The sequence below is a fragment of the Pseudarthrobacter sp. CCNWLW217 genome (assembly GCF_037203985.1).
Taxonomy (GTDB): Bacteria; Actinomycetota; Actinomycetes; order Actinomycetales; family Micrococcaceae; genus Arthrobacter.
The window spans coordinates 1-25,693 of sequence record NZ_JBBCBT010000019.1 but is presented as its reverse complement, the minus strand read 5'-3'; the positions used below and the strand labels follow the sequence as shown (position 1 = coordinate 25,693).

The 25,693-nt window shown below is 66.1% G+C and carries 26 protein-coding genes; 11 read left to right on the top strand and 15 right to left on the bottom strand.

Annotation, left to right across the window (positions count from 1 at the left end):
* Window positions 1-17: 17 nt before the first annotated feature.
* From pcaC to V9L18_RS18640, 8 genes are all read right to left on the bottom strand, one after another.
* Window positions 18-464 carry a 4-carboxymuconolactone decarboxylase gene (gene pcaC / locus V9L18_RS18675; RefSeq protein ID WP_337348650.1) on the bottom strand — a complete coding sequence of 149 codons (447 nt, stop codon included), beginning with the start codon at window positions 462-464 and terminating at the stop codon, window positions 18-20.
* On the bottom strand, window positions 461-1,279 hold the full coding sequence (locus tag V9L18_RS18670) for an alpha/beta fold hydrolase (protein ID WP_337348649.1): 819 nt from the start codon (window positions 1,277-1,279) through the stop codon (window positions 461-463). The genes pcaC and V9L18_RS18670 overlap by 4 nt, the downstream gene beginning before the upstream one ends.
* Window positions 1,272-2,768, bottom strand: coding sequence for a lyase family protein (locus V9L18_RS18665; protein ID WP_337348648.1), 1,497 nt, complete (start codon window positions 2,766-2,768; stop codon window positions 1,272-1,274). The genes V9L18_RS18670 and V9L18_RS18665 overlap by 8 nt, the downstream gene beginning before the upstream one ends.
* Window positions 2,765-3,331 (bottom strand): protocatechuate 3,4-dioxygenase subunit alpha, encoded by a 567-nt coding sequence (pcaG, locus tag V9L18_RS18660; RefSeq protein ID WP_337348647.1) that lies wholly within the window; start codon window positions 3,329-3,331, stop codon window positions 2,765-2,767. The genes V9L18_RS18665 and pcaG overlap by 4 nt, the downstream gene beginning before the upstream one ends.
* 3 nt (window positions 3,332-3,334) lie before the next feature.
* Window positions 3,335-4,216 (bottom strand): protocatechuate 3,4-dioxygenase subunit beta, encoded by an 882-nt coding sequence (gene pcaH / locus V9L18_RS18655; RefSeq protein ID WP_337348646.1) that lies wholly within the window; start codon window positions 4,214-4,216, stop codon window positions 3,335-3,337.
* A 55-nt stretch (window positions 4,217-4,271) separates the two neighbouring features.
* Entirely contained in the window at window positions 4,272-6,209 is a 1,938-nt protein-coding gene (locus V9L18_RS18650) for a bifunctional sugar phosphate isomerase/epimerase/4-hydroxyphenylpyruvate dioxygenase family protein (protein ID WP_337348645.1), read from the bottom strand.
* A complete protein-coding gene (locus V9L18_RS18645) occupies window positions 6,209-7,090 on the bottom strand; it encodes a shikimate dehydrogenase (protein ID WP_337348644.1) in 882 nt (293 codons plus the stop codon). The genes V9L18_RS18650 and V9L18_RS18645 overlap by 1 nt, the downstream gene beginning before the upstream one ends.
* Window positions 7,091-7,220: 130 nt before the next feature.
* Window positions 7,221-8,048, bottom strand: a complete 828-nt coding sequence (locus tag V9L18_RS18640) for an IclR family transcriptional regulator (RefSeq protein ID WP_443197973.1) — start codon at window positions 8,046-8,048, stop codon at window positions 7,221-7,223.
* Between the two features lie 232 nt (window positions 8,049-8,280).
* Between V9L18_RS18640 and V9L18_RS18635 the strand changes: the two genes are divergently transcribed.
* Window positions 8,281-9,600: an MFS transporter gene (locus V9L18_RS18635; RefSeq protein ID WP_337348643.1), complete on the top strand. Its 1,320-nt coding sequence runs from the start codon at window positions 8,281-8,283 to the stop codon at window positions 9,598-9,600.
* 115 nt (window positions 9,601-9,715) lie between these two features.
* Here V9L18_RS18635 and V9L18_RS18630 read toward each other — a convergent pair whose 3' ends face one another.
* Complete coding sequence (locus tag V9L18_RS18630; protein WP_337348642.1) at window positions 9,716-10,804, bottom strand: ATP-dependent DNA ligase; 1,089 nt, start codon at window positions 10,802-10,804, stop codon at window positions 9,716-9,718.
* A 104-nt stretch (window positions 10,805-10,908) separates the two neighbouring features.
* Between V9L18_RS18630 and V9L18_RS18625 the strand changes: the two genes are divergently transcribed.
* Window positions 10,909-11,901, top strand: a complete 993-nt coding sequence (locus tag V9L18_RS18625) for a TIGR03885 family FMN-dependent LLM class oxidoreductase (protein ID WP_337348641.1) — start codon at window positions 10,909-10,911, stop codon at window positions 11,899-11,901.
* A complete protein-coding gene (locus V9L18_RS18620) occupies window positions 11,898-13,592 on the top strand; it encodes an alpha-amylase family protein (protein WP_337348640.1) in 1,695 nt (564 codons plus the stop codon). The genes V9L18_RS18625 and V9L18_RS18620 overlap by 4 nt, the downstream gene beginning before the upstream one ends.
* A gap of 54 nt (window positions 13,593-13,646) precedes the next feature.
* On the opposite strand, the gene V9L18_RS18615 is transcribed toward V9L18_RS18620, so the two are convergent.
* Window positions 13,647-15,380: a glycoside hydrolase family 13 protein gene (locus tag V9L18_RS18615; RefSeq protein ID WP_337348639.1), complete on the bottom strand. Its 1,734-nt coding sequence runs from the start codon at window positions 15,378-15,380 to the stop codon at window positions 13,647-13,649.
* 100 nt (window positions 15,381-15,480) lie between these two features.
* Here V9L18_RS18615 and V9L18_RS18610 point away from each other — a divergent pair, with 100 nt between their 5' ends.
* A complete protein-coding gene (locus V9L18_RS18610; RefSeq protein ID WP_337348638.1) occupies window positions 15,481-16,707 on the top strand; it encodes a pyridoxal phosphate-dependent aminotransferase in 1,227 nt (408 codons plus the stop codon).
* Window positions 16,708-16,716: 9 nt separating this feature from the next.
* On the opposite strand, the gene V9L18_RS18605 is transcribed toward V9L18_RS18610, so the two are convergent.
* Window positions 16,717-17,205, bottom strand: coding sequence for a hypothetical protein (locus V9L18_RS18605; protein WP_337348637.1), 489 nt, complete (start codon window positions 17,203-17,205; stop codon window positions 16,717-16,719).
* 172 nt (window positions 17,206-17,377) lie between these two features.
* On the opposite strand from V9L18_RS18605, the gene V9L18_RS18600 reads away from it, so the two are divergent.
* The gene (locus V9L18_RS18600) at window positions 17,378-17,614 is read left to right on the top strand and encodes a hypothetical protein (protein WP_131131975.1); all 237 of its coding nucleotides are present in this window, start codon (window positions 17,378-17,380) and stop codon (window positions 17,612-17,614) included.
* A gap of 85 nt (window positions 17,615-17,699) precedes the next feature.
* On the opposite strand, the gene V9L18_RS18595 is transcribed toward V9L18_RS18600, so the two are convergent.
* From V9L18_RS18595 to V9L18_RS18585, 3 genes are all read right to left on the bottom strand, one after another.
* Complete coding sequence (locus V9L18_RS18595; protein WP_337348636.1) at window positions 17,700-17,987, bottom strand: MoaD/ThiS family protein; 288 nt, start codon at window positions 17,985-17,987, stop codon at window positions 17,700-17,702.
* Complete coding sequence (locus V9L18_RS18590) at window positions 17,980-19,134, bottom strand: WD40/YVTN/BNR-like repeat-containing protein (protein ID WP_337348635.1); 1,155 nt, start codon at window positions 19,132-19,134, stop codon at window positions 17,980-17,982. The genes V9L18_RS18595 and V9L18_RS18590 overlap by 8 nt, the downstream gene beginning before the upstream one ends.
* Before the next feature lie 63 nt (window positions 19,135-19,197).
* The gene (locus V9L18_RS18585; protein ID WP_337348634.1) at window positions 19,198-19,398 is read right to left on the bottom strand and encodes a hypothetical protein; all 201 of its coding nucleotides are present in this window, start codon (window positions 19,396-19,398) and stop codon (window positions 19,198-19,200) included.
* A gap of 301 nt (window positions 19,399-19,699) precedes the next feature.
* Between V9L18_RS18585 and V9L18_RS18580 the strand changes: the two genes are divergently transcribed.
* The 6 genes from V9L18_RS18580 (at window position 19,700) to V9L18_RS18555 (ending at window position 25,261) form a co-directional block, all read left to right on the top strand.
* Entirely contained in the window at window positions 19,700-20,497 is a 798-nt protein-coding gene (locus V9L18_RS18580; RefSeq protein WP_337348633.1) for a hypothetical protein, read from the top strand.
* Between the two features lie 101 nt (window positions 20,498-20,598).
* Window positions 20,599-21,321: a class F sortase gene (locus V9L18_RS18575; RefSeq protein ID WP_337348632.1), complete on the top strand. Its 723-nt coding sequence runs from the start codon at window positions 20,599-20,601 to the stop codon at window positions 21,319-21,321.
* Between the two features lie 53 nt (window positions 21,322-21,374).
* The gene (locus V9L18_RS18570; RefSeq protein ID WP_337348631.1) at window positions 21,375-21,887 is read left to right on the top strand and encodes a universal stress protein; all 513 of its coding nucleotides are present in this window, start codon (window positions 21,375-21,377) and stop codon (window positions 21,885-21,887) included.
* A gap of 309 nt (window positions 21,888-22,196) precedes the next feature.
* On the top strand, window positions 22,197-22,547 hold the full coding sequence (locus V9L18_RS18565; RefSeq protein ID WP_337348630.1) for a metal-sensitive transcriptional regulator: 351 nt from the start codon (window positions 22,197-22,199) through the stop codon (window positions 22,545-22,547).
* Window positions 22,548-22,592: 45 nt separating this feature from the next.
* Complete coding sequence (locus tag V9L18_RS18560; protein WP_337348629.1) at window positions 22,593-22,823, top strand: heavy-metal-associated domain-containing protein; 231 nt, start codon at window positions 22,593-22,595, stop codon at window positions 22,821-22,823.
* An 86-nt stretch (window positions 22,824-22,909) separates the two neighbouring features.
* Window positions 22,910-25,261 (top strand): heavy metal translocating P-type ATPase, encoded by a 2,352-nt coding sequence (locus V9L18_RS18555; RefSeq protein WP_443197974.1) that lies wholly within the window; start codon window positions 22,910-22,912, stop codon window positions 25,259-25,261.
* A gap of 15 nt (window positions 25,262-25,276) precedes the next feature.
* On the opposite strand, the gene V9L18_RS18550 is transcribed toward V9L18_RS18555, so the two are convergent.
* The gene (locus V9L18_RS18550) at window positions 25,277-25,549 is read right to left on the bottom strand and encodes a DUF2277 domain-containing protein (protein WP_337348627.1); all 273 of its coding nucleotides are present in this window, start codon (window positions 25,547-25,549) and stop codon (window positions 25,277-25,279) included.
* Window positions 25,550-25,693: the final 144 nt, after the last annotated feature.

Sequence of the window (25,693 nt, the reverse complement as noted above, 5' to 3'; positions counted from 1 at the left end):
CCTAGTTGGGTGGGGTGCTAGTTGGGTGGGCCCGCAGCGTTGTCCATGTCACGGAACACCTGCTGGGCGGTCTTGAAGGCTGTGTTGGCGGAGGGAACACCGCAGTAGATGGCGGTCTGGAGCAGGATTTCCTTGATTTCGTCCCTGCTCAGGCCGTTGGTGATGGCGGCGCGGATATGCATGGCCAGCTCTTCCCAATGCCCGTGGGCCACCATGGCGGTGATGGTCACGGCAGAGCGCATCTGCCGGCTGAGGCCCGGGCGGGTCCAGATGCCACCCCACGCGATCCGAGTGATCATGTCCTGGAAGTCGTCGGTGAATTCGTCCTTCGTGGCGTTGGCCCGGTCCACATGGGCGGCGCCCAGCACCTCGCGGCGGACCACCATGCCGCCGTCGTAGATCTCCTGGCTGGTGGCGTCCGGCTGGACGACGCCGTTCCGTTCACTGCCCGGAAGCCCGCTCACTTGGCTGCCTCCCGGGATTCGCTCCAGGAGATGAGGTTCCGGAGAAGATCGGCCACGTGCCCGGGTGCCTCAAACGGCGCCAGGTGCGCCACCCCGCCCAGCGTCACGGCGCTGGCAGTGCCTCCGCCGGCGGTAATTCCCGCCGCCACTTCTTCGGCGAACGACGGCGGCGCAACAGTATCCTCGGCACCCGCCAGTGCCTGCGTAGGGACGCTGATGCTGCCGAGGTCCCCGCGGACGTCAAAGGATGCCAGGGCCTCGCAGCAGAAGGCGTAACTGAAGCGGTCGGCGTCGCGGAGGGCGTGCAGGAGGCGGCTGCTCCGCGCGGGTTCGCGGTCCATAAAGCCCCGCGCGAACCACCGCTCCGCGGAGCCCTGGATCATCACGGGCGTGCCCTGGCTGCGTACGGTTTCGGCGCGTTCCAGCCAGCCCTCGGGCGTGCCCAGCTTGGCGCCGCTGCACTGGACAGAAAGGCTCTTGAGTCGTTCGCCATGCTTGATACCCAGTTGCAGGCCGGTGGCGCCACCGAGCGAAACACCCGCGTAGTGGAAGGCAGCCCCGGGCGCGATGGAGTCCACGAGGTCCACCACCGCGTCCGCGAGGTCGGCCACGTCAAAGGTTTCGGTGGCTGCCGGGGAGACGCCGTGGCCGGGCAGGTCCCACGCCACGACGTCGTAGTCGGTGCCGAGCAGTGTTGCCGCCTCGGTCCACAAGAGGGTGGATGTGCCCAGGGACGGGCCCGCGACCAGCAGGGGCCTGTCCCCCAGCTGGCGCTGGGGCGAAAGCAGCACTGCCTTCAGGGTGGGTTTAGCCATGGTTGGCTCCGTTCGCGTCGTTGGCGGAATGGTTCTCTCCAGGAGCTGGGGACTGCGCAAAGTCTGGAAAAGCAGCGAGGATACGCCGGGTGATCTCGGTGGCCTGGCCCAGGTAGCTGGCCGGATCCAGGAGCTGTTCCAGCCGGAGATCGGTGAGCTGGCCGGCCGGCACAGCCTCGCGGAGCAGGCGCCGGTAGGTAGCGGCCTGTTCCGCGGCCGGTGCCGCGAGGGTTCGGTCCACTACCGCTTGGAGTTGCTGCTTTCCGGTGGCTCCGTCCTTGTCCTCCAGAAGAGGCGCGACGGCGGCCCCCACCCCTTCGGCCAGCAGCAGCGGCCCGGCAAGGTCCAGGTTGCGGCGCATGGCGTCCGGGAAGACCTGCAGGCCTTCCGTCAGCTCTTTGACGTGCCCCGCGGCGGCCAGGGCGAGCCGGAGCAGCCCGCGCAGGGCAGGCCATTCCGTGTGCCAGGCCCCATCGGGACGTTCGTCGTTGAAGTTGGCGGCAGCAAGGTGGAGCTGCGCCGCGAGCTGTGGCGCCTGGAGGGCGGCGCTGCGAACCAGGACGGAGAGCACGGGGTTCTGCTTCTGCGGCATGGCCGAGGACACACCCCGGCCCGCGGCCCGCGGTTCGGCGAGCTCGGCAACTTCCGGCCGGCTGAGGAAAAGGACATCGGCGGCGATCTTGCCGTAGGCTCCCAGCACCGAGGCGAGCGCATGCCCGAGGGACGTGATGGCCAGGCGGTTGGTGTGCCACGGTGCGGACGCTGCGGCCAGGCCCAGCTGGGCGGCCAGTGAATCGGCCAGGCCAAAGGGCGTGGACACCGTCCCGGAGGTCAGCACGGTCCCGGCGGCCAGTGTTCCTGCTGCACCGCCGAACTGTATCGGCAGCTCCAGGTCCTCCAGCTGCCTGCCTGCGGCGGCGACGCCGTGGAACCACTGCGCAGCGCGGAGCCCAAAAGTGAACGGCAACGAGTGCTGGGTCAGGCTCCTGCCCACGCACAGCGTTTCCGCGTGCTGTTCCGCAAGGGCGGCGAGTGCCGCCGTCGTGGTTTTCAGGTCTGCCAGCAGCGCCTCGACCGTGTTGCGGGCTAGCAGCATCAGGGCGGTGTCCAGCACGTCCTGGCTGGTCAGCGACGTATGCACCGCCTTCACTGCGCCTACGTTGGACGTGTCCCTCGCCTGGACCTGCTTCCGCAGGTCGGCGAGGAGCGGGATCACGGGATTGCCGCCACCCAGGGCACGGAGCGCGATGTCTGCGGCGTCGTAGCGGCCGGGTTCAGCGGCGGAGGCCACGACGGCGGCGGAACCGGCAGGCGCCAGGCCCGCCTTCTCCAGCACGGCGGCCCAGCCGGATTCGACGGCGAGGATCGCGGCCAGCACCGCGCGGTCCCCGGTCAGCGCCAGTACCAGTGGCGACGCCGAGACGGGACTCAGCAGGCCGACGTCGCCGTCGGCCGCGCTTCCGAACCTGCCCAGGGCGGGGTCGCTCACTGGAAGTCCAGGAAGACTGTTTCGTTCGGACCCTGCAGGTGGATGTCCCAGGTCAGCCCGCCGTCCGCATCGCGGCGTGCGATCAGGGTCTTGCGGCGTTCCGGATCCAGGGTGCTGAGCAGCGGGTCCTTGGCCAGGCCTTCCCCGTTCTCCGGCAGGTAAATGCGGGTGAACAGGCGGTTCGTCAGGCCGCGGGCAAAGAGGGCCACAGAAATGAACGGCGCAGCCCCGGGAGAGGTGGGGCCGGGGTTGACCGTGGTGAATGTGAACACGCCGGAGTAGCCTACGGAGCCGCGGCCCCAGCCGGTAAAGGTGTAGCCGTCCCGGACCAGCGAACCGGTCTTTTGGACAACCTTGCCGTCGGCGTCGGGCTGCCAGATTTCCAGGATGGCGTCCGGGACAGTCTCCCCGGCGCCGTCGTACACGGTGCCCTGGAGGCGGATGGAGCCCGGCGACCCCGGGGCCAGGAGTTCGTTGTCCTTCTCGAACGGCAGGGCGTAGCCGTAGAACGGGCCCACCGTCTGGCCGGGGGTGGGAACGAGCTGGGTGGTCTGGTTGCTCATTGCCTAGTCCTCATCACCTTCTGCGCCGAGCGCCTCGTTTTCGGTCCAGGTCCGCTTGGGCCCGGTCAGGATGATGTCCCAGTTGTAGCCCAGGGCCCACTCCGGCTCCGTGAGGTTGTGGTCATACTTGGCCACGAGGCGGTCGCGGGCGTCCTGGTCCACGATGGTCTGGTAAATGGGGTCCAGCGGGAAAAGCTGGTCGCCGGGGAAGTACATCTGCGTGATGATGCGCTGGGTGAACTCGGTGCCGAACATCGAAAAGTGGATGTGGGCCGGGCGCCAGGCGTTGAGGTGGTTCTTCCACGGGTAGGCGCCGGGTTTGATGGTGGTGAACCGGTAGGAGCCGTCCGGGCCGGTGATGCAGCGGCCGATGCCCGTGAAGTTGGGGTCCAGCGGGGCCGGGTGCTGGTCGCGCTTGTGGATGTACCGGCCGGCGGCGTTGGCCTGCCAGATTTCCACGAGCTGTCCGGCCACCGGGCGGCCGTCGCCGTCCAGGACCTTGCCGGCGACGATGATGCGCTCACCCTGTGGTTCGCCGTTGTGCTGGATGGTCAGGTCCGACTCCAGGGCGTGCACGTCCTGGTGTCCGAACGCCGGCGAGTACAGCTCGATGGTCTCCGGGTCTGCGTGGTGCAGGCTCTTGGTGGGGTGCCGGAGGATACTGCTGCGGTAGGGCGGGTAGTCCAGGCGGGGCTGGGTCTCGACGGCGACGGCGGCGCCGTCCTTGAGTGCCCGTGCATAAGCGTCTCCCAGGGCGTTGATCTCTGCACTGAGGTCGGCCTGGGTCTCGATTGCACGGTCCAGGGGCAGGTGGCCGGCATGTGGTTCGGCGGCCGGTACGAGCTCGTCGGTGTCAAGCTGTTGGGCATTGGTGTGCTGCGGCACGGCTGGCTCCTTTCGTGGTTGCTTGCTGGTTGAGTTGAAGGGTTCCGGGGCAGTGTCAGCGCCGCTGCTGGTGGTCGTACTGCACCGCATGCCGGACGGGGGCGTTGGGCGCGCCGTAGCCGTCATAGCTTCCGCGGCGTTCCACCATTTCGAAAAACACGCTCCCCACGGTGGCGGTGTAGAAGTGCAGGAACTCACCGTCGGCGTCGCGGTCGTAGAGGAGGTTCAGTTCCTGCAGGGTGGCCAGGAACTCCGGCGCCAGGCCGAACCGCGCGTCGAGGTCCTCGTAATAGTTTGCCGGGATCTCCAGGAACTCCAGACCGCGGGCTTTGCAATCCCGCGCAGTGGCCACGAGGTCGTCCACGGCGAACGCGATGTGTTCCTGGTAGGTCCTGCGCGTACCGGTTCTCCCGCTGTCGGAGTCCAGAGCGTCCGAGGCGCCATCCTGCTGCATCAGCGGGGCAAGGTTCAGCACCAGGCGCACGGCGCGGCTTTCGGTGAGCATCACCTGGGATCGGACCAGGCCGGTGGGGCTGGGCACCTCGGCGAACGGCTGCGGTGCCAGGGCCAGGGCGCTGGTGTAAAAGAGGACTGCTTCGTCGAAGTGCTGCCAGGGCTGGGCCAGGTTCACGTGGTCGATCACGGCGGTAGCGGCCGCTGTGGGCACTTCCAGCCCCTCGCCGAATTCGCTGGTCCAGGCCGCTGTCCCGTCCGGGCTGCCCTGGCACAGGAAGATCTCGGTGGAGTCCGGGGCGGCGAAGCCCTGGAACACTTCCTCGTTGGCCTGGCTCTTGCGCGGCACTGCAGGAGCCTTGAGCTGCTGTGCCCGGGCGGAAGCAATCACGGGCGAATCGACGTCGAAGCCAAGGGCCGCGATCGCCGGCGAATCATCCCCGGACCCGGGGCCGGCTTCGTTGATGATCACCCGGGCGTGGCCCATGGTCCAGAGCTGGACATCCTTGGTGCGGTGGCGGCCGTTGAACTCGAAGCCCAGCTGGCCCAGGAGGGTTTCGAGCCCGGCGGTATCGGCAGCTTTGACCTCGGCAAAGTTGTACCCGGCCGGTTCTGCCACCTGGGGGAGGGTGGCCAGTTCCATGGGATAACGACGGCGGATCGGGGCTTGGGTGCCGGCCTCGCCACCGGTGGCGGTGCTGGAAAGAACGGGAGCGTTGGCGTCCAGCCACTTGGCGCTCTGCTCCTCCAGCCAGATCAGCGACCGCATGCCGTCCACGGCAGTGCGCTCCACGTCCGACTGGCGGAAGACATCGTTGAAAATTTCCAGTGACACCGGGCCGGCATAGCCCGCGCGGACCACGTGTCCCATGAACTTGGCGAGCTCAAACTGGCCCTCACCCGGGAACACCCGGTAGTGCCGGCTCCAGGACAGCACGTCCATGGAAAGCTTGGGGGCGTCCGCCACCTGGACGAAGAAGATCTTGTCCGGGTTGAAGGCCTCAATGGGCGCGGTGTCCCAGTCGCGGGACAGGATATGGAAGGAGTCCAGGCAGGTACCCAGGTTCGGGTGGTCCACGGCCTCCACGAGCCGGTGGGCGTGTTCGTAGTCGCTGACATACTTGCCCCACGCCAATGCTTCGTAGGCAACCTTGACGCCGTGCTGGCCCGCGAGGTCGGCCAGCAGGCCCAGCTGCTCGGTCCGAAGGTCGTCGCTGTCTATGCTGGCGGTGGCAACGTTGGAACAGACCAGGACGGTGTCCATGCCCAGGCGGTCCATGAGCCTGAACTTGGCGTCAGCACGGCGGAGGTTGGCTGCCAGGAGGTCCTCGGACACGCTGTCGAAATCGCGGAACGGCTGGTAGAGGTCCAAGGTCAGGCCCAGGTCCGCTGCCATCTTGCGCACGTCCTCAGGCGTCAGCGGTGACGTGACCAGGTCCTGTTCGAAGATTTCGATGCCGTCGAAGCCTGCGATGGCACAGGCCTGCATCTTCTCCATCAGCGTCCCGGAGAGGCAGACGGTGGCGATTCCGGTGCGCATCAGGCGGCCACCTCTTCCGCTGCCACGAGCTCCAGGAAGTGCGACCGCATCCTATCGGCGTCCGCTGCCAGTCCGGTGAAGATCCGGAAGGCATCCGCCGCCTGGCCCACGGCCATGCGGCCGCCGTCCAGGACGTCGCAGCCCCTGGCCCGGGCGCCGCGGACCAGTTCGGTGTCGATGGGGCGGTAAACGATGTCCGCCACCCAGTGCCGGGCTTCGAGCAGGTCAAGGTCAAGCGGGACACCCGGGTGTGCCGCCATTCCTACGGGGGTGCAGTGCACCAGGCCGTCGGCGAGGGGCAAAAGCTGCGGCAGCTCCGCCGTCGTCCGTGCTGTGACGGCGCTGTCAGGGAAGAAGCCAGCCAGTTCCTCGGCTTTCGCAGTGCCGCGTGCGGTGTCCACGTCCACCAGGTCCAGGGCCTTCACGCCGGCGGCGAGCAGGGCATAAGCGACGGCGGAACCCGCACCGCCGGCACCGAGCTGGACCACCCGGTCCAGCTTCGCGCCCGGGAGGCCGGAGGCGAGCGCGGCGCCGAAGCCGGAGAAGTCGGTGTTATGGCCTATGAACCGGCCGTCCTCGATCACCACAGTGTTGACGGCACCGAGCCGGAGGGCGTCCGGCGAAACCTCATCGAGGTGCTGCAGCACCAGCTGCTTGCAGGGGTGGGTAATGTTCAGGCCGTTGAATCCGAGGCTGCGGGCGCTCTGCAGCAGGTGGCCCACGGACTCGCCGGGAAGGCCGAGTTCCAGCAGGTCAATAGGGCGGTACAGATAGCGCAGTCCCTGCACGTCGCCTTCGCGTTCGTGCATGTGGGGGGTGAGTGACGGCGTCACGCCATCGCCGACCAGTCCCACCAGGTAGGACTCAGTTCGATTACTCATCCGTGCAGCTCCTTTGATAACGGCACCGGGCGGGCGCGCAGGCCAAGGCAGGCGCGGCAAGTCCGATGTTAGGGATTACAGTACAACATTTGTTCATATCTCGCACGCTTGTTCGAGATGCGAACATTGACTAACGCTGCGGGAGCCGGGCGGAGAGCTCGGCCGCCGCCTCCTGCAGCAGGGGCACGTGGGCTATGAGAGCTTCCAGGCTCAGGCGGAAGACCGGAACGGCTGTGGCCAGGGACGCGAAGGCGTGGCCCTGGGAGTTGAAGAGGGGGACCGCCACGGCACGCATGCCGGTCTCGTTCTCCTCATCCATCACCGCGAACCCCTGGCGCCGGACTTTGTCTATCTCGGCGCGAAAGACGTCACGGTCCGTGATGGAGCGCTCGGTGAGAGGCTCGAGATCCAGCTCCTCCAGCAGGCGTTCACGCTCCGCGTCCTCCGCAAATGCCACCAGCGCCTTGCCCACGGCCGTGGTGTGAAGGGAGCCGAGGTGGCCGGGATCGCTGGTCACCCGGAACATCTGCGGACCGTCAACCTTGTTCACCGTCAGGTGGTGGTGGCCGTCGCGGACACTGAGGATGGTGGCCTCACCCGTCTGCGCGGTCACCCGCCGGAGCACGGGCATGGCCGTACCGGCGAAACCGTGATGGTTGGACACCCGCTGGCCCAGCTGGAAGATGCGCAGCCCCAGATGGTAGCGGCGCCCATCCGCTTCATAGTCCACAAAGCCGTCCCGCGTGAGCGAACCCAGAAGGCGGTACGTGGTGCTGAAGGGAAGGTCCGCACGCCGGGAGATCTCCGCAGCACTGGCGCCGCGGGGTTCATCCCCCAGGAGGACCAGGAGGCCCAGCGCCTTGCCCACCATGTCCGTCCGGTCGCCCTTGGCCGCCTTTGACTCGGCTTTTGATTCGGCGGCCATGTCATCGCCCACTGTGGTTTGGTTCACACTCATAACCTGATATTGCCACATGGTGGTAACTATTTCTAGATGGTGATTATTTTCTTGACAGGTGACCACCCTCACAGTCATCATTGCTATATCGCACAAGTAGCTCCCACCATGTGGCTACTGTCCGGGTTCCCCCGCAACTCCAGCCGTGCCGCACCGAAGCCTCCATCCCAGGCCGCGCCGTCGGCCAGCCCCTGATCCATCCGCGACAATGTCGTCACATCAAAGGAACTCCATGAGCCAGATACTTCCGTCCGCCGAGCCAGGCATCGCTGCCCCGGCCGGGACGCCGAAGAAGGCAGCCCTCGCAAGCTTCCTGGGCAGCGCCGTCGAATACTACGACTTCTTCATCTTCGGTTCCGCCGCCGCCCTGATCTTCCCCACGGTCTTCTTCCCGAATGCTGACGCGAACGCGGCCATCATGTCCTTCGCCACCTTCGGCTTCGCCTACGTGGCCCGCCCGGTGGGCGCCGTCATCCTCGGCCACTTCGGTGACCGGGTGGGCCGGCGGAAGGTCCTGATGTTCACCCTCCTGCTGATGGGTGCCTCCACCTTCCTGATCGGCTGCCTGCCGGACTTCAACACTGTTGGCTGGTGGGCTCCGGCCCTGCTGGTCCTTGCCCGGCTGTGCCAGGGCCTCTCCGCCGCGGGCGAGCAGGCAGGGGCCTCCTCCATGACGCTGGAGCACGCCCCTGACAACCAGCGCTCCTTCTTTACCTCCTGGACCCTCACGGGCACCCAGGGCGGCCAGATCCTCGCCGCCCTCGTCTTCATCCCCGTCCTGGCCCTCCCGGATGAGATCAAGTACGGCATCGGCTGGCGCGTCCCGTTCTGGCTCAGCGCCGTCGTGGTTGTTGTTGCGTTCTTTATCCGCCGCACGCTGCACGAACCGCCCGCCTTCGAGGAAGCCCAGAAGACCGCCCAGATCTCCAAGCTCCCCGTCGCCGACCTCCTCAAAGCACACTGGCGCGACGTCCTCCGGGTCATCTGCTGCGCTTTCATTGCCGCCGTCTCCACCGTGTTCGGCACGCTGGCCATCAGCTACGCAAAGACCGTCGCCGGCGTGGACGGCACCACCACGTTGTGGCTCGTGGTGGGCGCCAACCTTGTGGCCCTGGGCACGCAGCCCCTTTTCGGCAAGCTCGCCGACAAGATCGGCCGCAAGCCCGTCTTCATCTACGGCGCACTCTCCAGCGCCATCCTTACCCCGGTCTTCCTGCTCAGCCTGGAATCCGGCAGCGTCCCGCTGATGTTCCTCGCAGCCATCGGGTTCTTCTCCTGCGGCTACGCTGCCTCCAACGCCGTCTGGCCGTCCTTCTACGCCGAAATGTTCAGCACAAAGGTCCGCTTCTCCGGCCTGGCGATCGGCACGCAGCTGGGCTTCCTGATGGCTGGCTTTGCCCCGGCGATCGTGGCAGCCATGGGCGGCATCAAGCCCGGCGGCTGGGTGCAGATCAGCATCTTCACAGCCATCATCTGCTCCGTCGCTGCGGTCTCCGCGCTGACGGCCAAGGAAACCTTCCGGGTTCCCACCAAGCAGCTCGGCCTTAAGTAACGCACCAGCCCACTTTTGATACCGGAAAGCCCGCCATTCCCCCAAATGGCGGGCTTTCCCTGGTGATAAATGGGCCACTCCGGCAGCAAAAGTACGTCGGCGGGTGGCCGGAGAGTCAGGGCCGCCCGGTTTGAAGCACCTCGGCAAGGTCGAAGTTAACCGGCTCTTCGAGCTGTTCGAAGGTGCATGACCCGGGATCCCGGTCCGGCCGCCACCGGTTGAACTGTGCGGTGTGCCGGAACCTTTCACCTTCCATATGGTCGTACCTGACCTCCACCACCAACTCGGGGCGCAGGGGCACGAAGGACAGGTCCTTGCCCGCACTCCACCGGCTGCCTTCGGCGTTCCGCGGCGTCCTTTCGCCTTCCTCCTGCTTGGCCCAGGCCCAGGGATGCCCCTCAAAGTCGGTGACCAGTGGCTGGAGCTCGGCGAACAGTTCCTGGCGGCGCTTCATGGGGAAGGCGCCGATCACACCCACACTGGCCAGTGCGCCGTCGTCCTTGTACAGCCCGAGCAGGAGCGAGCCGATCGCATCCGGTCCACTCTTGTGCAGCCGGTAGCCGGCCACCACGCAGTCCGCCGTGCGTTCGTGCTTGACCTTGAACATCACGCGCTTGTCCGGCTGGTAGCTGCTGTCAAGGTGCTTGGCCACGATGCCGTCCAGCCCCGCGCCCTCGAACTGCTGGAACCATTGCTCGGCGACTGCCCTGTCCTGGGTGGCGGCGGTGACGTGGATTGGCGCGCTGCTGCCGGCGAGCGCCTTCTCCAGGGCGGCCCGACGCTCGGAGAACGGCCGGCCGGTGTAGTCCTCGTCTCCGAGTGCCAGCAGGTCAAAGGCGACGAACTTCGCCGGCGTCTGCTCCGAAAGGAGTTTCACCCGGCTTGCCGCCGGATGGATACGCTGCTGCAGGGCGTCGAAGTCCAGCCGGTCCCCCGACCGGCCCACCAGGACGATCTCACCATCGAGCACGCAACGCGGAGGCAGGTTGGCCTTCAGCGCTTCCACCACCTCGGGGAAGTACCGTGTCATGGGTTTCTCGTTCCTGCTGCCGATCTCCACCTCGTCGCCGTCCCGGAAAATGATGGACCGGAAGCCGTCCCACTTGGGTTCATAGCTCAGGGCACGCCCCTGCGGGACACCACCAAATCCACTGACGGCTTTCGCGAGCATCGGCGGGACGGGCGGCATCACAGGAAGTTTCATAGGCCCCATTCTTGCCCGGCGGCCGCGCCAGCGGTAGGCCCGGTCCAGGAACAGCCCAGCTGAAAGCCTCGACACCATGCGCCGCGGACCTGTAGACCTTAACGATGGTCACCGTCGGCTTTCACGCCTCGCATGAACAGATCAGTCCCCGCCAGCTCCTTGAGGACGTCCAGCACGCGGAGCAGGCGGGTTTCGACGCCGCCATGTGCTCGGACCACATTGAGCCATGGTCTGCCCGGCAGGGCCACTCTGGCTTCGCCTGGTCCTGGCTGGGTGCGGCTCTGGCCACCACAAGCCTGCGCTTTGGTGTCGTCACCGCCCCGGGCCAGCGCTATCACCCCGCCATCACCGCGCATGCCTCGGCCACCCTGGCGGGCATGTTCCCGGGCCGGTTCTGGCTGGCGCCGGGCAGCGGCGAGAACATGAACGAGCACGTCACGGGCGATGCCTGGCCGCCCAAGGAGACCCGCCAGCGCCGGCTTGAGGAGTGCGTGGACATCATCCGGCGCCTGCACCGCGGCGAGGAGGTCACCCACCACGGGCTGGTGACCGTAGAGCAGGCCCGGATCTGGGACGTGCCGGAACCTCCGCCTCCGCTGATCGCCCCTGCCATCAGCGTGGAGACCGCCCGCCGTGCCGCAGCCTGGGCGGACGGTCTGGTGACGGTCAACCAGCCGGCGGACAAGCTGAAACACATGCTGGCCGCGTACCGGGACAACGGGGGCCAGGGCAAAGCGGTCCTGCAGGTGCACCTGTCGTGGGCGCCGCGCGAGGAGGACGCCGTGGCCACAGCGCTGGACCAGTGGAGGACCAACACCTTCGCCCCTCCCGTGCCGTGGGACCTCCCCACTGCGGCCCATTTCGACGGCGTCAGCGGCCACGTCGGTGAGGACCAGGTCCGGAAGTCGGTGAATATCTCCGCCAGCCTGGACCGGCACGCGGAGTGGCTGGCCGGGTACGTTGACCTGGGTTTCGACGATTTGTACTTGCACTTTGTGGGGCAGGAGCAGGCGCCGTTCATCGATACGTTCGGCGCCGACGTGCTGCCGCAGCTGCGCCCGGCGGCCGTTACGGACCCGCTGGAGGCCAGGCTGTGAGGATCGCCGAGACCTCGGACCTCTGGTGGAAAAACGCCGTGATCTACTGCCTGGACGTCGAGACTTTCTTCGACGACGACGGCGACGGCACCGGTGATTTCGCCGGCCTCACGCAGCGGGTGGACTACCTCTCTGCCTTGGGCGTGACGTGCATCTGGCTGATGCCGTTCTACCCGTCACCGGACCGCGACGACGGATATGACGTGACGGATTTCTTCACGGTGGATTCCCGGCTGGGCACTATGGGCGACCTCGTCGAGTTCATCCGCAGCGCCAAGGACCGGGGAATGCGCGTCATCGCTGACTTCGTGGTCAACCACACCTCTAACCAGCACCCTTGGTTCGTTGAGGCCCGGAAGTCCAAGGACAACCCGTATCGGGACTACTTCGTGTGGCGGAGCGACACTCCGCCGGACACCTCCTCCGAGGTGGTTTTCCCCGGTGAGCAGACCTCCCTCTGGACCAAGGATGAACCCACCGGCGAGTGGTATCTGCACATGTTCGCCGAACACCAGCCGGACCTGAACGTGACAAACCCCAAGGTCCGCAACGAGATCGCCAAAGCCATGGGTCTCTGGCTTGAACTGGGCCTGGACGGATTCAGGCTGGACGCCGTGCCGTTCTTCCTCGAAACGCGGGGCCAGCCCAAGGACGAGGCCGCCAACCGCGATCCGCACGAATACCTCAGCGCGCTGCGCAGCTTCCTGGGCCGCCGCAACGGCAGCGCCGTGATGCTCGGCGAGGTCAACCTCCCCTACAAGGAGCAGCTTGAATACTTCGGCGGGGCCGAGGGCAACGAGCTGAACATGCAGTTCGACTTCATGACTATGCAGCACCTTTACCTGTCCCTGGCCCGCCAGGATGCCCGGCCGCTGACCGAGAACCTTAAGAGCCGCCCGCCGCTGCACCCCGACAATCAGTGGGCGATGTTCGTGCGCAACCACGATGAACTGACCCTGGACAAGCTCAATGACGCCGAGCGCCAGGAGGTCTTTGCTGCCTTCGGCCCTGAGAAGAACATGCAGATCTACGGGCGCGGGCTCCGCCGCAGGCTGCCACCCATGCTCGGCGGTGACGCCGAAAGGATCAGGATGGTGTACTCGCTGATGTTCTCCCTTCCCGGCACCCCTGTCCTGTTCTACGGCGAGGAAATCGGCATGGGGGAGGACTTGCGGCAGAAGAGCCGCGCCGCGGTTCGCACGCCCATGCAGTGGAACAGCACCAGGAACGGCGGATTCTCAAGCGCCAAGGCGTCCGACCTCGTGGTCCCGCTGGCCCGCGGCGAGTACGGTCCGGCGAACGTCAACGCCTCCGCCGCCAAACGGGACCCGGATTCCCTCTGGAACTTCATGGCCAAGCTGATCCAGCGCTACCGCGAATCCCCGGAGCTCGGCTGGGGCGAGTTCGCAGTGATCGACCAGGCTGAGCCTGGCGTCTTCGCCCACACATGCGTCTCGGACGGGGCCACCATGGTGCTGCTGCACAACTTCGGCACCAGCACGGTCAAGGTCACCGGCAAGGTGGGGCCTGAGGACGGGCCGAAGCGGGCGTTTAGGGGGGCCACCTTGCTGGACGTGCTCGACGGCGACAACGTGCCGCTGGAGCCCGACGGCGGCTTCAGCGTGGAGCTGGGCCGTTACGGCTACCGGTGGTTCCGCGTGCAGCAGCCGGGCGACCGGCTGGCGCCCTGAGCAGACTGGCGCCCTGCCCGTGTGGCAGCTCCTCGGCAGCTGACAGGTGTGGACCTAAAGTTCCCGGCGCAGGACCCTCACTTCCCAGGGCCGCAACTCCGGACCGCCGTCGGGTGGGTAGTTCCCCAGGACTTGGGCAGCGTCCGCCCATGTGGGGTCGCCGACGTCGGCCATTTGGTCTGAACCGGAGAAGTTGCCCAGTACCAGCAGTTCGGCGTCCGGCAGCGACCGCGTGAAGGCATAGACGTGTTCGTCGTCGGGCAGCAGCATAGTGAAATCTCCATAGGCCACCACGGGGTCCGTGTGGCGCAGGCCGATCACCCTGCGGTAGAAGCTGTACACGGAGTCCGGGTCGTCCACCTGCGCGGCAGCGTTAATCGTGTTGGCGTTGGGATTCACTGCGATCCACGGCGCCCCGGTGGTGAAGCCGCCGTGGCGGGTTGCGTCCCATTGGACGGGGGTGCGGGCGTTGTCCCGGTTCAGTGGTGCCAGGGCGGCCAGCACCTCGGCATCGGTGTGGCCGAGGTGCGTGGTGGCCTCGCGGTGGTGGTTGAGTACCTCGATGTCACGGTAGTCACTGATGGCGCCGAAGGTCATGTTGGTCATGCCCAACTCCTCGCCCTGGTAGACATACGGCGTGCCACGGTGCAGGTGGAGGACGGCAGCCAGCATCTTGGCGGACACGTCACGGTATTGGCCGTCGTCGCCGAAGCGGGACACGGCCCGGGCCTGGTCATGGTTGCCCCAGTAGAGGCTGTTCCACCCGCGCTCCCCCAGCGCCTCCTGCCAGCGGCCCAGTGACTTCTTCAGGTCGGTGAGCCGGAGCTTCCTGGGCCGCCATTTGTTGCCGCCCTCCTGGTCCAGGGCCACGTGCTCAAACTGGAAGACCATGTCAACCTCCGCCCGGGCGGGGTCGGTGAACAGGACGGCGTCCTCCACGGTGACGCCAGGCATTTCGCCCACGGTCAGCAGGTCCTTATCCCGGCCTTCGAAGACCTCCTGGTGCATCTCCTGGAGGAACTCGTGGATCCGCGGACCGCAGATGTAATGCGGGCCGCCGTCGCCGTAGAGCATGCCGTCAGCCCGCGGCCCGTCCGGCAGGGAAGGGTCCTTGGAGATGAAGTTGATGACGTCCATCCGGAAACCGTCCACACCGCGGTCCAGCCACCAGTTCATCATGTCGTAGACGGCGGCCCGGACCTCGGGGTTTTCCCAGTTCAGGTCCGGCTGCTTCTTCGAAAAAAGGTGCAGGTAGTACTCGCCGCTGGCGGCGTCGTACTCCCACGCCGGGCCGGAGAACGCCGAACCCCAGTTGTTGGGCTCGGCCCCCGGCACACCCGGCTCCGCGCCGTCCCGCGGGGCGCGCCACCAGTACCAGTCCCGTTTTGGGTTGTCCCGGGAGGAGCGGGACTCGGCAAACCACGGATGCTCGTCGGAAGTGTGGTTGACCACCAGGTCCATCACCAGCTTCATGCCGCGGGCGTGGAGGCCGTCCAGCAGTTCGTCCAGGGTGTCGAGGTCCCCGAACACCGGATCGATGTCACGGTAGTCGCTGATGTCGTAGCCGTTGTCGTCCTGCGGCGAGCGGTAAACCGGGGACAGCCAGAGGACGTCGATGCCAAGGTCCTGGAGGTAGTCAAGCCGCCCGATGATGCCGCGGAGGTCGCCCACGCCGTCGCCGTCGGAATCGGCGAAGCTGCGCGGGTAGATCTGGTAGACCACGGCGCTTTTGAACCATTCCCGTCCCGCTCGGCGGGCCGTTTCCGACTGGATTTCCTGGCTGGTCATGGCTTCCTCCTGGGACGCGGCGCGGCGGGATACGGGCTCAGTGAAAGTCTGGTTCCCGCAGGTACTGCGGTCAATGGCCCCCATTATGAAAAGATCAACCATGCGCCCTATGCAACACTCCAGCAAACTCCAGAACGTCCGGTATGAACTCCGCGGGCCCATCCTCCAGGCGGCCAAGGTCATGGAGGCCGAGGGGCACCGGATCCTCAAGATGAATCTCGGGGACACCGCACCGTTCGGCATGGAGGCGCCGGAGTCAGTGGTGGTGGACATGATCCACCACCTGCGGGACGCCCAGGGCTACAGCGATTCCAAGGGGATCTTCTCCGCCCGGACGGCCATCTCGCAGTACTACCAGACCCGTGGCCTCATGCAGATCGGCGTGGAGGACATTTTCATCGGGAACGGTGTCAGTGAGCTCATTTCCATGTGCCTGCAGGCGTTTATGGAAAACGGCGATGAGATCCTGGTCCCAGCCCCCGACTACCCCCTGTGGACGGCCGCGGTGACCCTCACCGGAGGCAAGCCGGTGCACTATCTCTGCGATGAGGCTGAGCACTGGTGGCCGGACATGGCCGATGTCGAGGCAAAGATCACCAACCGCACCAAGGGGATCGTGATCATCAACCCGAACAACCCCACCGGTGCTGTCTACCCGCGGCACATCCTGGAACAGTTTGCTGCGCTGGCCCGGAAGCACAACCTGGTCCTGTTCTCGGACGAGATCTACGAGAAGGTGCTTTACGAGGACGCTACCCACATCCACACAGCCTCCGTGGCCGAAGACGTGTGCGTCCTGACCTTCAGCGGTTTGTCCAAGGCGTACCGCATGCCGGGGTACCGGGCAGGCTGGGTGGCGGTCACTGGACCGCACGCCGCCACTGCCGACTACCGCGAGGGACTTGAGCTCCTTGCCTCGCTGCGCCTGTGCCCCAACGTTCCGGCCCAGCATGCAATCCAGACGTGCCTGGGCGGCTACCAAAGCATCGAGGCGCTGGTGAAGCCGGGCGGCAGGCTGCGCGACCAACGCGATCTGGCGTACAAGCTCCTCACGGCCATCCCCGGCGTCACGTGCGTCCCTGCGGCGGGAGCCATGTACCTGTTTCCCCGTCTGGACCCGGAGCTTTACCCGATCAGGAGTGATGAGCAGTTCGTCCTGGACCTCCTCCAGGACCAAAAGATCCTGGTGTCCCACGGCTCGGCCTTCAATTGGCCCGCTCCGGACCACTTCCGCTTTGTGATCCTCCCCTCCGTCCTGGACATCGAGGAAGCCGTGCGGAGGATCTCCACGTTCCTGGCGACCTACCGCAGCAGTGTGGCGGACTGACCGCGGGAGTCAGGTCTGGTTTGAGCGCTCCTTCGCGGCGGCAATAAGCTTCTCAGCCTCCCGCAGGATGTGGGCCGCCGCCGCCGACCCCACCGGCACCGCAATATTCCGGGAGGGCAGCGGCACGTCACTGTCCGGGCGCTGGCCGGCTCCGGGACGGACCCCTGGGACGCCTTCCAGGGAGGCCAGGCGGTCCAGTTCCTGGTCCTGGATGCCAACGGCCAGCGCACTCATCAGCTCGGCGTCTTCAGCCGTGGCGAGGTCGCTGCCGATAAGTTGCACCAGGACTTTAATCCCCGCCAGCCGCCGCTGAGGATCAGCATCGCTCAGGGCCGAGTCGATGCCCCACTGGGCGCGCTTCCACCATTGGTCGCGCCGGTCCGCGTGCGACTTCTGCCGGTACGTCAGGTAGGCCACCAGGACCACCCCGAACGTGGCCAGGGGTGCCACCGCCGCGGCGCCCAGCACGGCAGTCCAGATCCCGTCCATGATCTCCATGCCACCACCTTAGGCACGCCGCCACTGGATCGGCTGGTGGACGCGGAAACGGGCCCGGCGCGGGGATCTAACCGGCTCCTAACCGTCAGGAAACGCGGGCGCAACAATGCCCCGCCACACTGGAAGTGCCGGCAAGCGCAGGCGTCCAGCTCCAGTCCAGGAGGCCCCAGCCATGTTGAAGGAAGTCAAAGCCCATGTCACCCGGGTCCGCGCCCTGGACCAGCTCCACCGCGGCGATGAAATCGAAGCCCGTCTCTCGGTTGGGCCCAGCTACGACGACGTTGTGATCCGCCGTGGAAGCGTCCAGGAAACGGCTCCGGGCATCGGAGTCGTCTGGATCATGGACCGCCACACAGGAATGCGCAAAGCAATCAATACCGACGAATGCAGCGTGTGGCGCATCGCCTGACCAGGAACGTTCGTGCCACTCAAACAGCACCACGACGGCGGGCGCAGTCAGTCAGGACTGCCCGCCGTCATGGAGCCAAGCCGGTTTAGCCGCCGGCCACCGACTGGATAATCAGAACTTCCTGACCGTCCGTCACCTCAGTTTCCAGGCCTTGGAGCCTGCGCACCTCGTCGCCGTTCACGTAGACGTTCACGTACCTGCGCAAGGCACCGGTCTCGTCCCGCAGGCGCCTCGCAAGCACGGGGTAATCCCCGGCTACCGAGTCCAAAAGCTTCCGCACCGTCATCGAGCCTTCGGCGGGCGCAGTCAGGATGGACTGCCCGCCGGCCAAGGGCTGCAGGATGCTGGGCAGCACCAGGCGGATATCAGGCACCCTGGGACGCCGCCGTTTCCGGAACACGCGACTCCGGCAGCCCTGCTCCCGCCACCAGGGCGGCGCGGACACACAGAACATCCGGAAGATGGCTGGCAACTTCCGTAAATGTCTCCCCCTCATCCGCGCTGGCGTACACCGCGCCGCCGCGGGTCCCGAAGTAGACACCCACCGGCTCGGCGGAGTCCACGCACGCGGCGTCCCGGAGCACGCTGTTGTATTCCCCCTCGGGCAGTCCGGTGGAGAGGCGCTTCCAGGTGGCTCCGGCGTCGTCCGTGCGGTGCATTGCAAGCTTTCCTTCGGGAGGGATACGTTCGCCGTCGGCCTTTAGCGGCACCACCCAGGCAGTCCCCTCCCGCCGGGGGTGTGTGAGCATCACAAAGCCAAAGTCCGCAGGCAGCCCCTCCGCGATGGATTCCCAGTGCTCGCCGTTATCGTCCGTACGGTACACGCCGTGGTGATTTTGGGCGTAGAGGCGGCCTTCGACGGCGGCATCCGCAGCGATCTTGTGCACACACTGGCCGAATTCCGGGTTGGGGTCCGGCATGAAGTAGGCCGAAATACCCTTGTTCCTGGCCTCCCAGGACGCTCCGCCGTCGAGCGAGCGGTATACGCCGCCGGTACTCATGGCGATATGGACGTTGTCACCCGCGGGGTTGACCACGATCGAATGGGCGGCGGCGCCCCCGTAGCCGGCGCCCCACTCACTGCGGTGCGGGTGGTCCCACAGCCCGCGGTTCAGCTCGAAGTGTTCGCCGCCGTCAGTGGATTTCCACACGGAAATGGGTTCGGCGCCTGCCCAGACCACTCCGGGCCGCGACTCTGCGTCCGGATAGATCTGCCAGATACGCTCGACGGCGGCTCCGGTGTCTTCGGGGAAGGTGATGGCCCCCTGTTCGGGCTCGGACCAGGTGGCGCCGAGGTCATCGGAGTGGGCCACGGTAGGCCCCCAATGCTCGGACCGGACCCCCACCATGATCCGGGTGCGGCCGTTTCGGGTGTCGATGCCAATGCTGGGAATTTCGCTCATCAAGAAGTGCGGGCCGGAGAAGGACCACTGTTGCCTGTCTTGGCTGGTGGCCAGCCACAGGCCCTTTTTGGTTCCGATCGCCAGGACAAAGCTCTCTGTGGATGCCATGCACCCCATGCAACCACTCCGGCCGGAAGGCCGCAACGGTTTTCGACAGGGCCGGCTCTTAGTCCGGCGGCGTTAGTCCACGAACTCGGACTGGGTCTCGATGAAATCCCAGTCCGCTTCAGTGAGCACCGAGACGGGATTCTCAGGGTGGGGTCCACCCGCTTCGGCGATGCCCTGCAGCACTGGGAGGGGCAGCTCCTCCGCACGCAGGTTTTCCCGGAGCCATTCCTTGGAGGCAAGGTCCAAGTCCAGCCACCACATGTAAATTTCCATGCCCGTCACGCCCTTTCGTATGACTCATACGTTAGGCGCGGGCATGTCCACGTTCAAGGGTGCCAGTCCACGAAGCCAGTTCCGTGCGGAGGGAACAAGTAGTATTCCCACGGCTTCCGCGTAGTAGCAGGTATCGCCGCAGTTCAGCGGCCTTTAAAGTCGAGTACCCGCTACTCGCGACTGCCTCTTGGGGCCACCCTAGCCTGAAGTGACAAGCAAGCTGACCGTGCTGCTGGGGCACTCAGAGTCACCGCTACTCCCCCTCATCATGGTCCGTTTCACACACACTGGGGAGAAAACAATGAAACGTACCGCTGCAACACTGGGGGTCATAGGGCTAGGGCTGATCAGCCTGACAGCACCAGCAATCGCTGCTCCAAACATGGTCATCGTCTGCCACGACGGTTCAGAAACCGGGACCGGCTGGGATGCGATTCAATTCAACGTGAATGGTCTCAACGGCCACGACGGACATGCCACCGACATCATCCCGCCGAATGCGTCCATACCGGGCGGCCTGAACTGGACGAACGCCGGAAAGATTATCTACATCGCCAACTGCGCGCCGTTGCCGCCGGGCGAGGAGCCTCCGGTCTATCCGCCGGTGGACCCACCCGTCGTCGTTGTGGACCCACCAGTCGTCGTCGACCCACCCGTCGTCGTGGTGGACCCACCAGTCGTCGTCGACCCACCGGTTGTCGTGGTGGACCCACCAGTCGTCGTCGACCCGCCCGTCGTCGTCGTCGACCCACCCGTCGTCGTCGTCGACCCGCCCGGTGTCGTGGAGACGCCGGTCGTCGTGGTGGACCCGCCCGCCGTCGTGGAGACGCCCGTGGTGCAGACACCGGGTGTTGTCCAGACGCCGGTAACCACCGTGACCCCAACAGCACAGACCCCCGTGGCACCGGCAACCGTACAGACGCCGGTAACCACCGGGGCGCAGGCCGTCAGCCAAGGCACCAACCGCGGCTTCAACGCCCAGACGGCAGTGGGCGGAACTGAAAGTGCTCCTACGTGGCTAGCGGGCCTGGCCGTGATGCTGGGCGCAGGCGCAGTGGTTGCTGTCCGCCGCAGGTCCCTGGCGGCAGAAGCAGGCTAGCACCAGTTCGGACTGGGCCGAACTGACCTGCAGGGCGCCCCGCCAACCCAAGGCGGGGCGCCCTTCCTGTAAGCAGATTTTCGAAAAGCCTAAGGAGCATCGTGGCAAAGCAAACCGGCAGGCACGAACTGGCGAAACGGCGCCGCGGCTGGAACCGCGCCGACCTGGCCATCCTTGCCTGCGGTGTTCTGGGTTTCTTTTCCTTCACGTTTGGCGGGCCGCTGCTGGACCAGCATGGGGCCGCTGCGCCCGGAACAACCGGCACTGTGCACTCGGCGGGAACGTCGTCGATCGAACTGCCATTGCCCCTGGCCGTTTCTGGCCTGCCGTCCTCTCCCACCCACGCACCAACTGCCGCGCCCGTAGCCGCAGGTCCCGTCCTCCCGGCTGCTTCGCCGCCGCTGCGGGTCGTCTATCCGAAAGCTGCGATGGACACAGCCGTACATCCACTGGCGCCGGACAGCACCGCCGTCGAGAGCCAGACAATCGTGCCGCCCACCACCATGGATGGTTACTGGCTAACACCCTTCGGTGTGCCGGGAAACGGATCGAACAACACCACTTACGTCATTGGCCACAGCTGGGAAGGCCAGGATGCCCCGTTTAACCACCTCAGCTCCGCGGCAGCAGTGGGCGACGAGTTCGAGGTAGTCACCGCCACCGGAACTATCCGGTATCGCGTGGACACTGTGACCACGTACCTCAAGGCCACACTCAAGGACAGCCCCATCTGGGACATGGTGCCCAGCAGGCTGGTGCTGATCAGTTGCTACACGGAAGATCCGTGGGGGAAGAACGTGGTGGTCTCCGCCTCGCCAGCCTAGGAACGAACTCCCGGACACTGTTCAAGCACACCCGCCGGGCAGAGAATGAGCTTATGACGCCAGAACGATTCAGCGGTCCGCCTCCCCTGCTGGTGGGTGTTATCCCTGATCAGCACCCCGAGGTCCTCCGTACCGCGACCCAACTCGCGGTGCGGCTCTCTGCCCCTTTGCTCTGCGCGTACGTAGACGAGGCGAGCTACTTGGTCGAATGGGATCCGGCCCGCTCCGCGCACAGGCTGTCCCTCCATCCTGACAAGGATGACGAGGACGTCCGTGCCGTGACAATGGAAATCAGGGCGGTCATTGACGACGCCGTCTCCACCGCCGGAGACCCTCCCATCATTTGGACCCTCCGCACCTTGGCCGGCGATCCTGCACGCGCCCTCGCCCGGCTCGCGGCAGAGACCAACGCTCCCATGATCATTGTGGGGACCTCCGAACGGGGACTCGCGCACCGGATTTCTGAGGCGCTCAGCGGCTCCGTGGCCTCGTGGCTCAGCCATCACCAGAGCAGGCCCGTACTGGTGGTTCCATACCGGATGCCCGCCCACGAGGACGCCGGATAAGGCCGCAGCTGCCGCAGAACGCCATGGCTGCGGCGCCCCGGAATAATAAAGTGAAAGTAGTTATTCGAGGTGGTGGCGGACCGCCTTACCGGCAAGTAAGCTGGTTCAAGCAGACCGATCCAGCCCGATGGACTGGATGGGTAAACTGCCCAAAAGCTGCTCCGGAGTGCGTATCCCCCAATAACGCACTCCGGAGCTTTTTGTTGCCCTTTTCCCGGGCATCTGGCAACGGCACTCACCTAAGCCGCCCTTCTCAATACCCCCCAGGGGTACTTGTGCTATACCCCCATGGGGTATACCTTGGGTTTTATGAACGTACCGGAAGAAGTTGTCGCAGAGCTGGCCCATGGCACGGATTCCGCGACGGAGCATGGCTATACCGGCAACAAAGAGGCCTACCTTCGCCGGCTCAAGCGCATCGAGGGACAGGTGCGCGGCATCGCCCGGATGGTTGACGAGGACAAGTACTGCATCGACATCCTGACTCAGGTTTCCGCCGTGACCAAGGCCCTTCACGCCGTCAGCCTCGGGCTTGTGGAGGAGCATATCGGCCACTGCGTCGTGGGAGCCGCCTCCGAGCCCGATCCCGAACTCCGCGCCGAAGCGATCGACATCAAAGTCAAGGAAGCCGCCGACGCCATCGGGCGCCTGCTTCGCTAAACCACCATTTACCGGCCACCAGCCGGTCCACCCTAAGGAGCCCCCATGAGCACCACCTCCACCACCGTCAGTGTTTCGGGTATGACCTGCGGCCACTGTGTCTCGTCGGTCAGCGAAGAACTTGAATCCCTCGCCGGGGTCGAAGCCGTGGACGTGGACCTCAATGCCGGTGGTATTTCCACGGTCACCATTACCTCCAGCCAGGAACTGTCACCATCGGAAATTGGCGAGGCCGTGGCCGAGGCCGGATACCTGGTGGTAGCCAACGATGCCTGAGTGCACCACTGATCAGAGGACGCTCCGTGAGCACTGAACATCCCCACCAGCCCGGGAGCCGGGTGGTTGACCTTGAGATCGAGGGCATGACCTGCGCCTCCTGCGTGAACCGCGTAGAGAAGAAGCTTGGCAAGCTCGACGGCGTGGAAGCCTCGGTCAACCTCCCCCTGGAATCCGCCCACGTGAAAGTCCCCGCAGGCATCACAGACGAACAGATTACGGCCACGGTGGAAGCAGCAGGCTACAAGGCAAGGATCCGCCAGTCACCCTCCCACAGCCACCATGCGCACGAGCATGCCGAGGATGTCTCAGGTGGCGCCACCCAAAATGACCACGCGGACCATGGCACCGAAGGCGCCACGCCTGGTGGCGACCACATGCAGCACGGCGGCACGGCCTCCCAGCTCAAGCCGCGCCTCATCCTGGCAGCCGTCCTCACGGTGCCGGTCTTCCTGATTTCCATGGTCCCGGCCTTCCAGTTCGCGCACTGGGGCTGGGCGGCGGGAGCCCTGGCGTTGCCCGTGGTCACTTGGGCAGCGTGGCCGTTCCACCGGGCAGCAGCTATCAACGCCCGGCACTTAGCGTCAACGATGGACACCCTGGTGTCCCTCGGCGTCATTGCCGCCTACCTCTTCTCAGCGTGGCAGCTGTTCAGCAACCCCCGAATGACCGAACACCCCGGGATGGAAGGGATGGAACCCGGCGGCCTCTACTTCGAGGTGGCCGCCGTCGTCACCACGTTCCTGCTCCTGGGTCGCTTCCTGGAGGCCAACGCCAAACAGAGGGCCGGGGACGCACTCAGGGCCCTGCTGAACCTGGGCGCCAAGGACGCCACGGTCCTGCGGGACAGCGGCGAAACCAAGATCCCTGCCGACGAGCTCCAGGTGGGTGACGTCATCGTGGTCCGGCCGGGTGAAAAGATCGCCACTGACGGCTTGGTCATCGAGGGCAGTTCCGCGGTGGACGAGTCCCTGGTAACGGGTGAATCCGTACCGGTGGAAGTGGGCCCGGACAGTAAAGTCACCGGAGCCACCATCAACACCTCGGGACGGCTCCTGGTTCGCGCAACCCGGGTAGGATCCGAAACCACCCTCGCCCAGATGGCGCGCCTGGTTTCCCAGGCCCAGACAGGCAAGGCACCGATTGCCCGCCTCGCGGACCGCATCAGCGCCGTCTTCGTCCCGGTAGTGCTGGTCATCGCAGTGCTCACTTTCGCGGCATGGTTGCTCCTCGCCGGACCCTCCGTCAGTGAAGCCGAACTGCGGGCCGCCTTCACCGCCGCCGTCGCGGTCCTGGTCATCGCCTGCCCCTGTGCGCTGGGACTGGCAACGCCCGTGGGACTGCTCACCGGTACCGGCCGCGGCGCGCAGCTGGGCATCCTGATCAAGGGGCCCCAGGTGCTGGAGGACACCCGGACCGTGGACACTATCCTGCTGGACAAGACCGGGACGGTCACCACCGGCCGGCTGGCCGTGGACAACACCGTAGCTTTCGACGGGTTCACCCGTTCCGAGGTACTGCGACTCGCCGGCGCGGTGGAGGCAGCGTCCGAGCACCCGATTGCCCACGCCATTGCAGCCGCCGCCCTCGGCCAGGTCTCGGCCGCCGCGGCCCGGATGCCTGCCACGGGGGGTTCCGTCCGGAGCCCTGAGGGCCAGGACGACGACGACGGCGGGCGGCTTCCCGCCGTCGAGCAGTTCCGTTCGGCGCCCGGCGGCGGAGTGGCCGGCACTGTGGAGGGCCGTCCGGTGCTGGCCGGCCGCACCGGGTGGCTGCACGAGAACGGCGTCCAGATCTCCCCCGCGCAGCAAGAGGTCCTGCAAACCACCGAGGCATCCGGTGCCACTGCCATTTGGGTGGCCGTGGACGGGACCGCAGCGGGCGTCATCAGCCTCCGGGACACCATCAAACCGGGATCAGCGGCAGCCATCTCCCGGCTGAGGGGCCTGGGGCTCCGGCCCATCCTGCTGACAGGCGATAACGCCGCCGTCGCCGCCCAGGTGGCCGACGCCGTCGGCGTTTCGCCCGATGACGTATATGCCGGAATTCTCCCGGCCGGAAAAGTGGACGCTGTCCGGAAGCTGCAGGCCAACGGAGCGATCGTTGCCATGGCTGGGGACGGTGTGAACGATGCCGCCGCGTTGGCGCAGGCTGACCTAGGGATCGCCATGGGTTCTGGCACCGACGTGGCCATCGAGGCCGCGGACCTCACGGTTATGGGCAATGACCTGGGCCAGGTGGCGCAGGCCATTGAGCTGTCCCGCAGGACCCTGGCTACCATCAGGACCAACCTGTTCTGGGCGTTCTTCTACAACGCCGTGGGTATCCCCGTCGCCGCTTTAGGCCTGCTCAACCCGATGATTGCCGGCGCTGCGATGGCGGCGAGCTCCGTCTTGGTCGTGGCGAACTCGCTCCGGCTGCGCAGCTTCGGCCGCTAACCGCGCGGACTACGGTCAGGCAGCGCCGAAGCGCACTGCAGCCCGGGCCTTGGCCTTCGCGGCCTCCGTTTCCCGGTCCTTGGCGGGCGCATGGCTCACGAGCGCATCGAGAAGGTGCGCAGTGATATGGGCGATCTCGTGCACTGCCTCGTTGAAGGCCGCCTCGTTGGCCTTGGAAGGCTTGGTGCTGCCGCTGATCTTGCGCACGTACTGCAGGGCGGCGGCGTGCACCTCCTCGGACGTGGCGTGCGGTTCGTAGTTGTGGAGGGTTCGGATGTTCCGGCACATAAGGCCATGCTAGGCTCTGGAACGCCTGGGATCGACCCCCTGCCCCATCCTGGTTGCGGTCTTCCGCGATGGGCGGTGGTGCATGGGCAGCGGTCCCCATCGACAGTGTTTTGGGGCCGGGATAGGTTCTAGGTAATGGATCTT

Coding starts and splice junctions, on each gene's coding strand:
- V9L18_RS18635 (WP_337348643.1), top strand. CDS start 8,281: ATGAGCCAGATACTTCCGTCCGCCGAGCCAGGCATCGCTGCCCCGGCC.
- V9L18_RS18560 (WP_337348629.1), top strand. CDS start 22,593: ATGAGCACCACCTCCACCACCGTCAGTGTTTCGGGTATGACCTGCGGC.
- V9L18_RS18625 (WP_337348641.1), top strand. CDS start 10,909: ATGGTCACCGTCGGCTTTCACGCCTCGCATGAACAGATCAGTCCCCGC.
- V9L18_RS18590 (WP_337348635.1), bottom strand. CDS start 19,134: ATGGGGTGCATGGCATCCACAGAGAGCTTTGTCCTGGCGATCGGAACC.
- V9L18_RS18570 (WP_337348631.1), top strand. CDS start 21,375: ATGACGCCAGAACGATTCAGCGGTCCGCCTCCCCTGCTGGTGGGTGTT.
- V9L18_RS18640 (WP_443197973.1), bottom strand. CDS start 8,048: ATGAGTGTGAACCAAACCACAGTGGGCGATGACATGGCCGCCGAATCA.
- V9L18_RS18610 (WP_337348638.1), top strand. CDS start 15,481: ATGCGCCCTATGCAACACTCCAGCAAACTCCAGAACGTCCGGTATGAA.
- V9L18_RS18580 (WP_337348633.1), top strand. CDS start 19,700: ATGAAACGTACCGCTGCAACACTGGGGGTCATAGGGCTAGGGCTGATC.
- V9L18_RS18555 (WP_443197974.1), top strand. CDS start 22,910: ATGACCTGCGCCTCCTGCGTGAACCGCGTAGAGAAGAAGCTTGGCAAG.
- V9L18_RS18615 (WP_337348639.1), bottom strand. CDS start 15,380: ATGACCAGCCAGGAAATCCAGTCGGAAACGGCCCGCCGAGCGGGACGG.
- V9L18_RS18645 (WP_337348644.1), bottom strand. CDS start 7,090: ATGAGTAATCGAACTGAGTCCTACCTGGTGGGACTGGTCGGCGATGGC.
- V9L18_RS18585 (WP_337348634.1), bottom strand. CDS start 19,398: ATGGAAATTTACATGTGGTGGCTGGACTTGGACCTTGCCTCCAAGGAA.
- V9L18_RS18565 (WP_337348630.1), top strand. CDS start 22,197: ATGAACGTACCGGAAGAAGTTGTCGCAGAGCTGGCCCATGGCACGGAT.
- V9L18_RS18600 (WP_131131975.1), top strand. CDS start 17,378: ATGTTGAAGGAAGTCAAAGCCCATGTCACCCGGGTCCGCGCCCTGGAC.
- V9L18_RS18670 (WP_337348649.1), bottom strand. CDS start 1,279: ATGGCTAAACCCACCCTGAAGGCAGTGCTGCTTTCGCCCCAGCGCCAG.
- V9L18_RS18605 (WP_337348637.1), bottom strand. CDS start 17,205: ATGGAGATCATGGACGGGATCTGGACTGCCGTGCTGGGCGCCGCGGCG.
- V9L18_RS18630 (WP_337348642.1), bottom strand. CDS start 10,804: ATGAAACTTCCTGTGATGCCGCCCGTCCCGCCGATGCTCGCGAAAGCC.
- V9L18_RS18550 (WP_337348627.1), bottom strand. CDS start 25,549: ATGTGCCGGAACATCCGAACCCTCCACAACTACGAACCGCACGCCACG.
- V9L18_RS18650 (WP_337348645.1), bottom strand. CDS start 6,209: ATGCGCACCGGAATCGCCACCGTCTGCCTCTCCGGGACGCTGATGGAG.
- pcaG (WP_337348647.1), bottom strand. CDS start 3,331: ATGAGCAACCAGACCACCCAGCTCGTTCCCACCCCCGGCCAGACGGTG.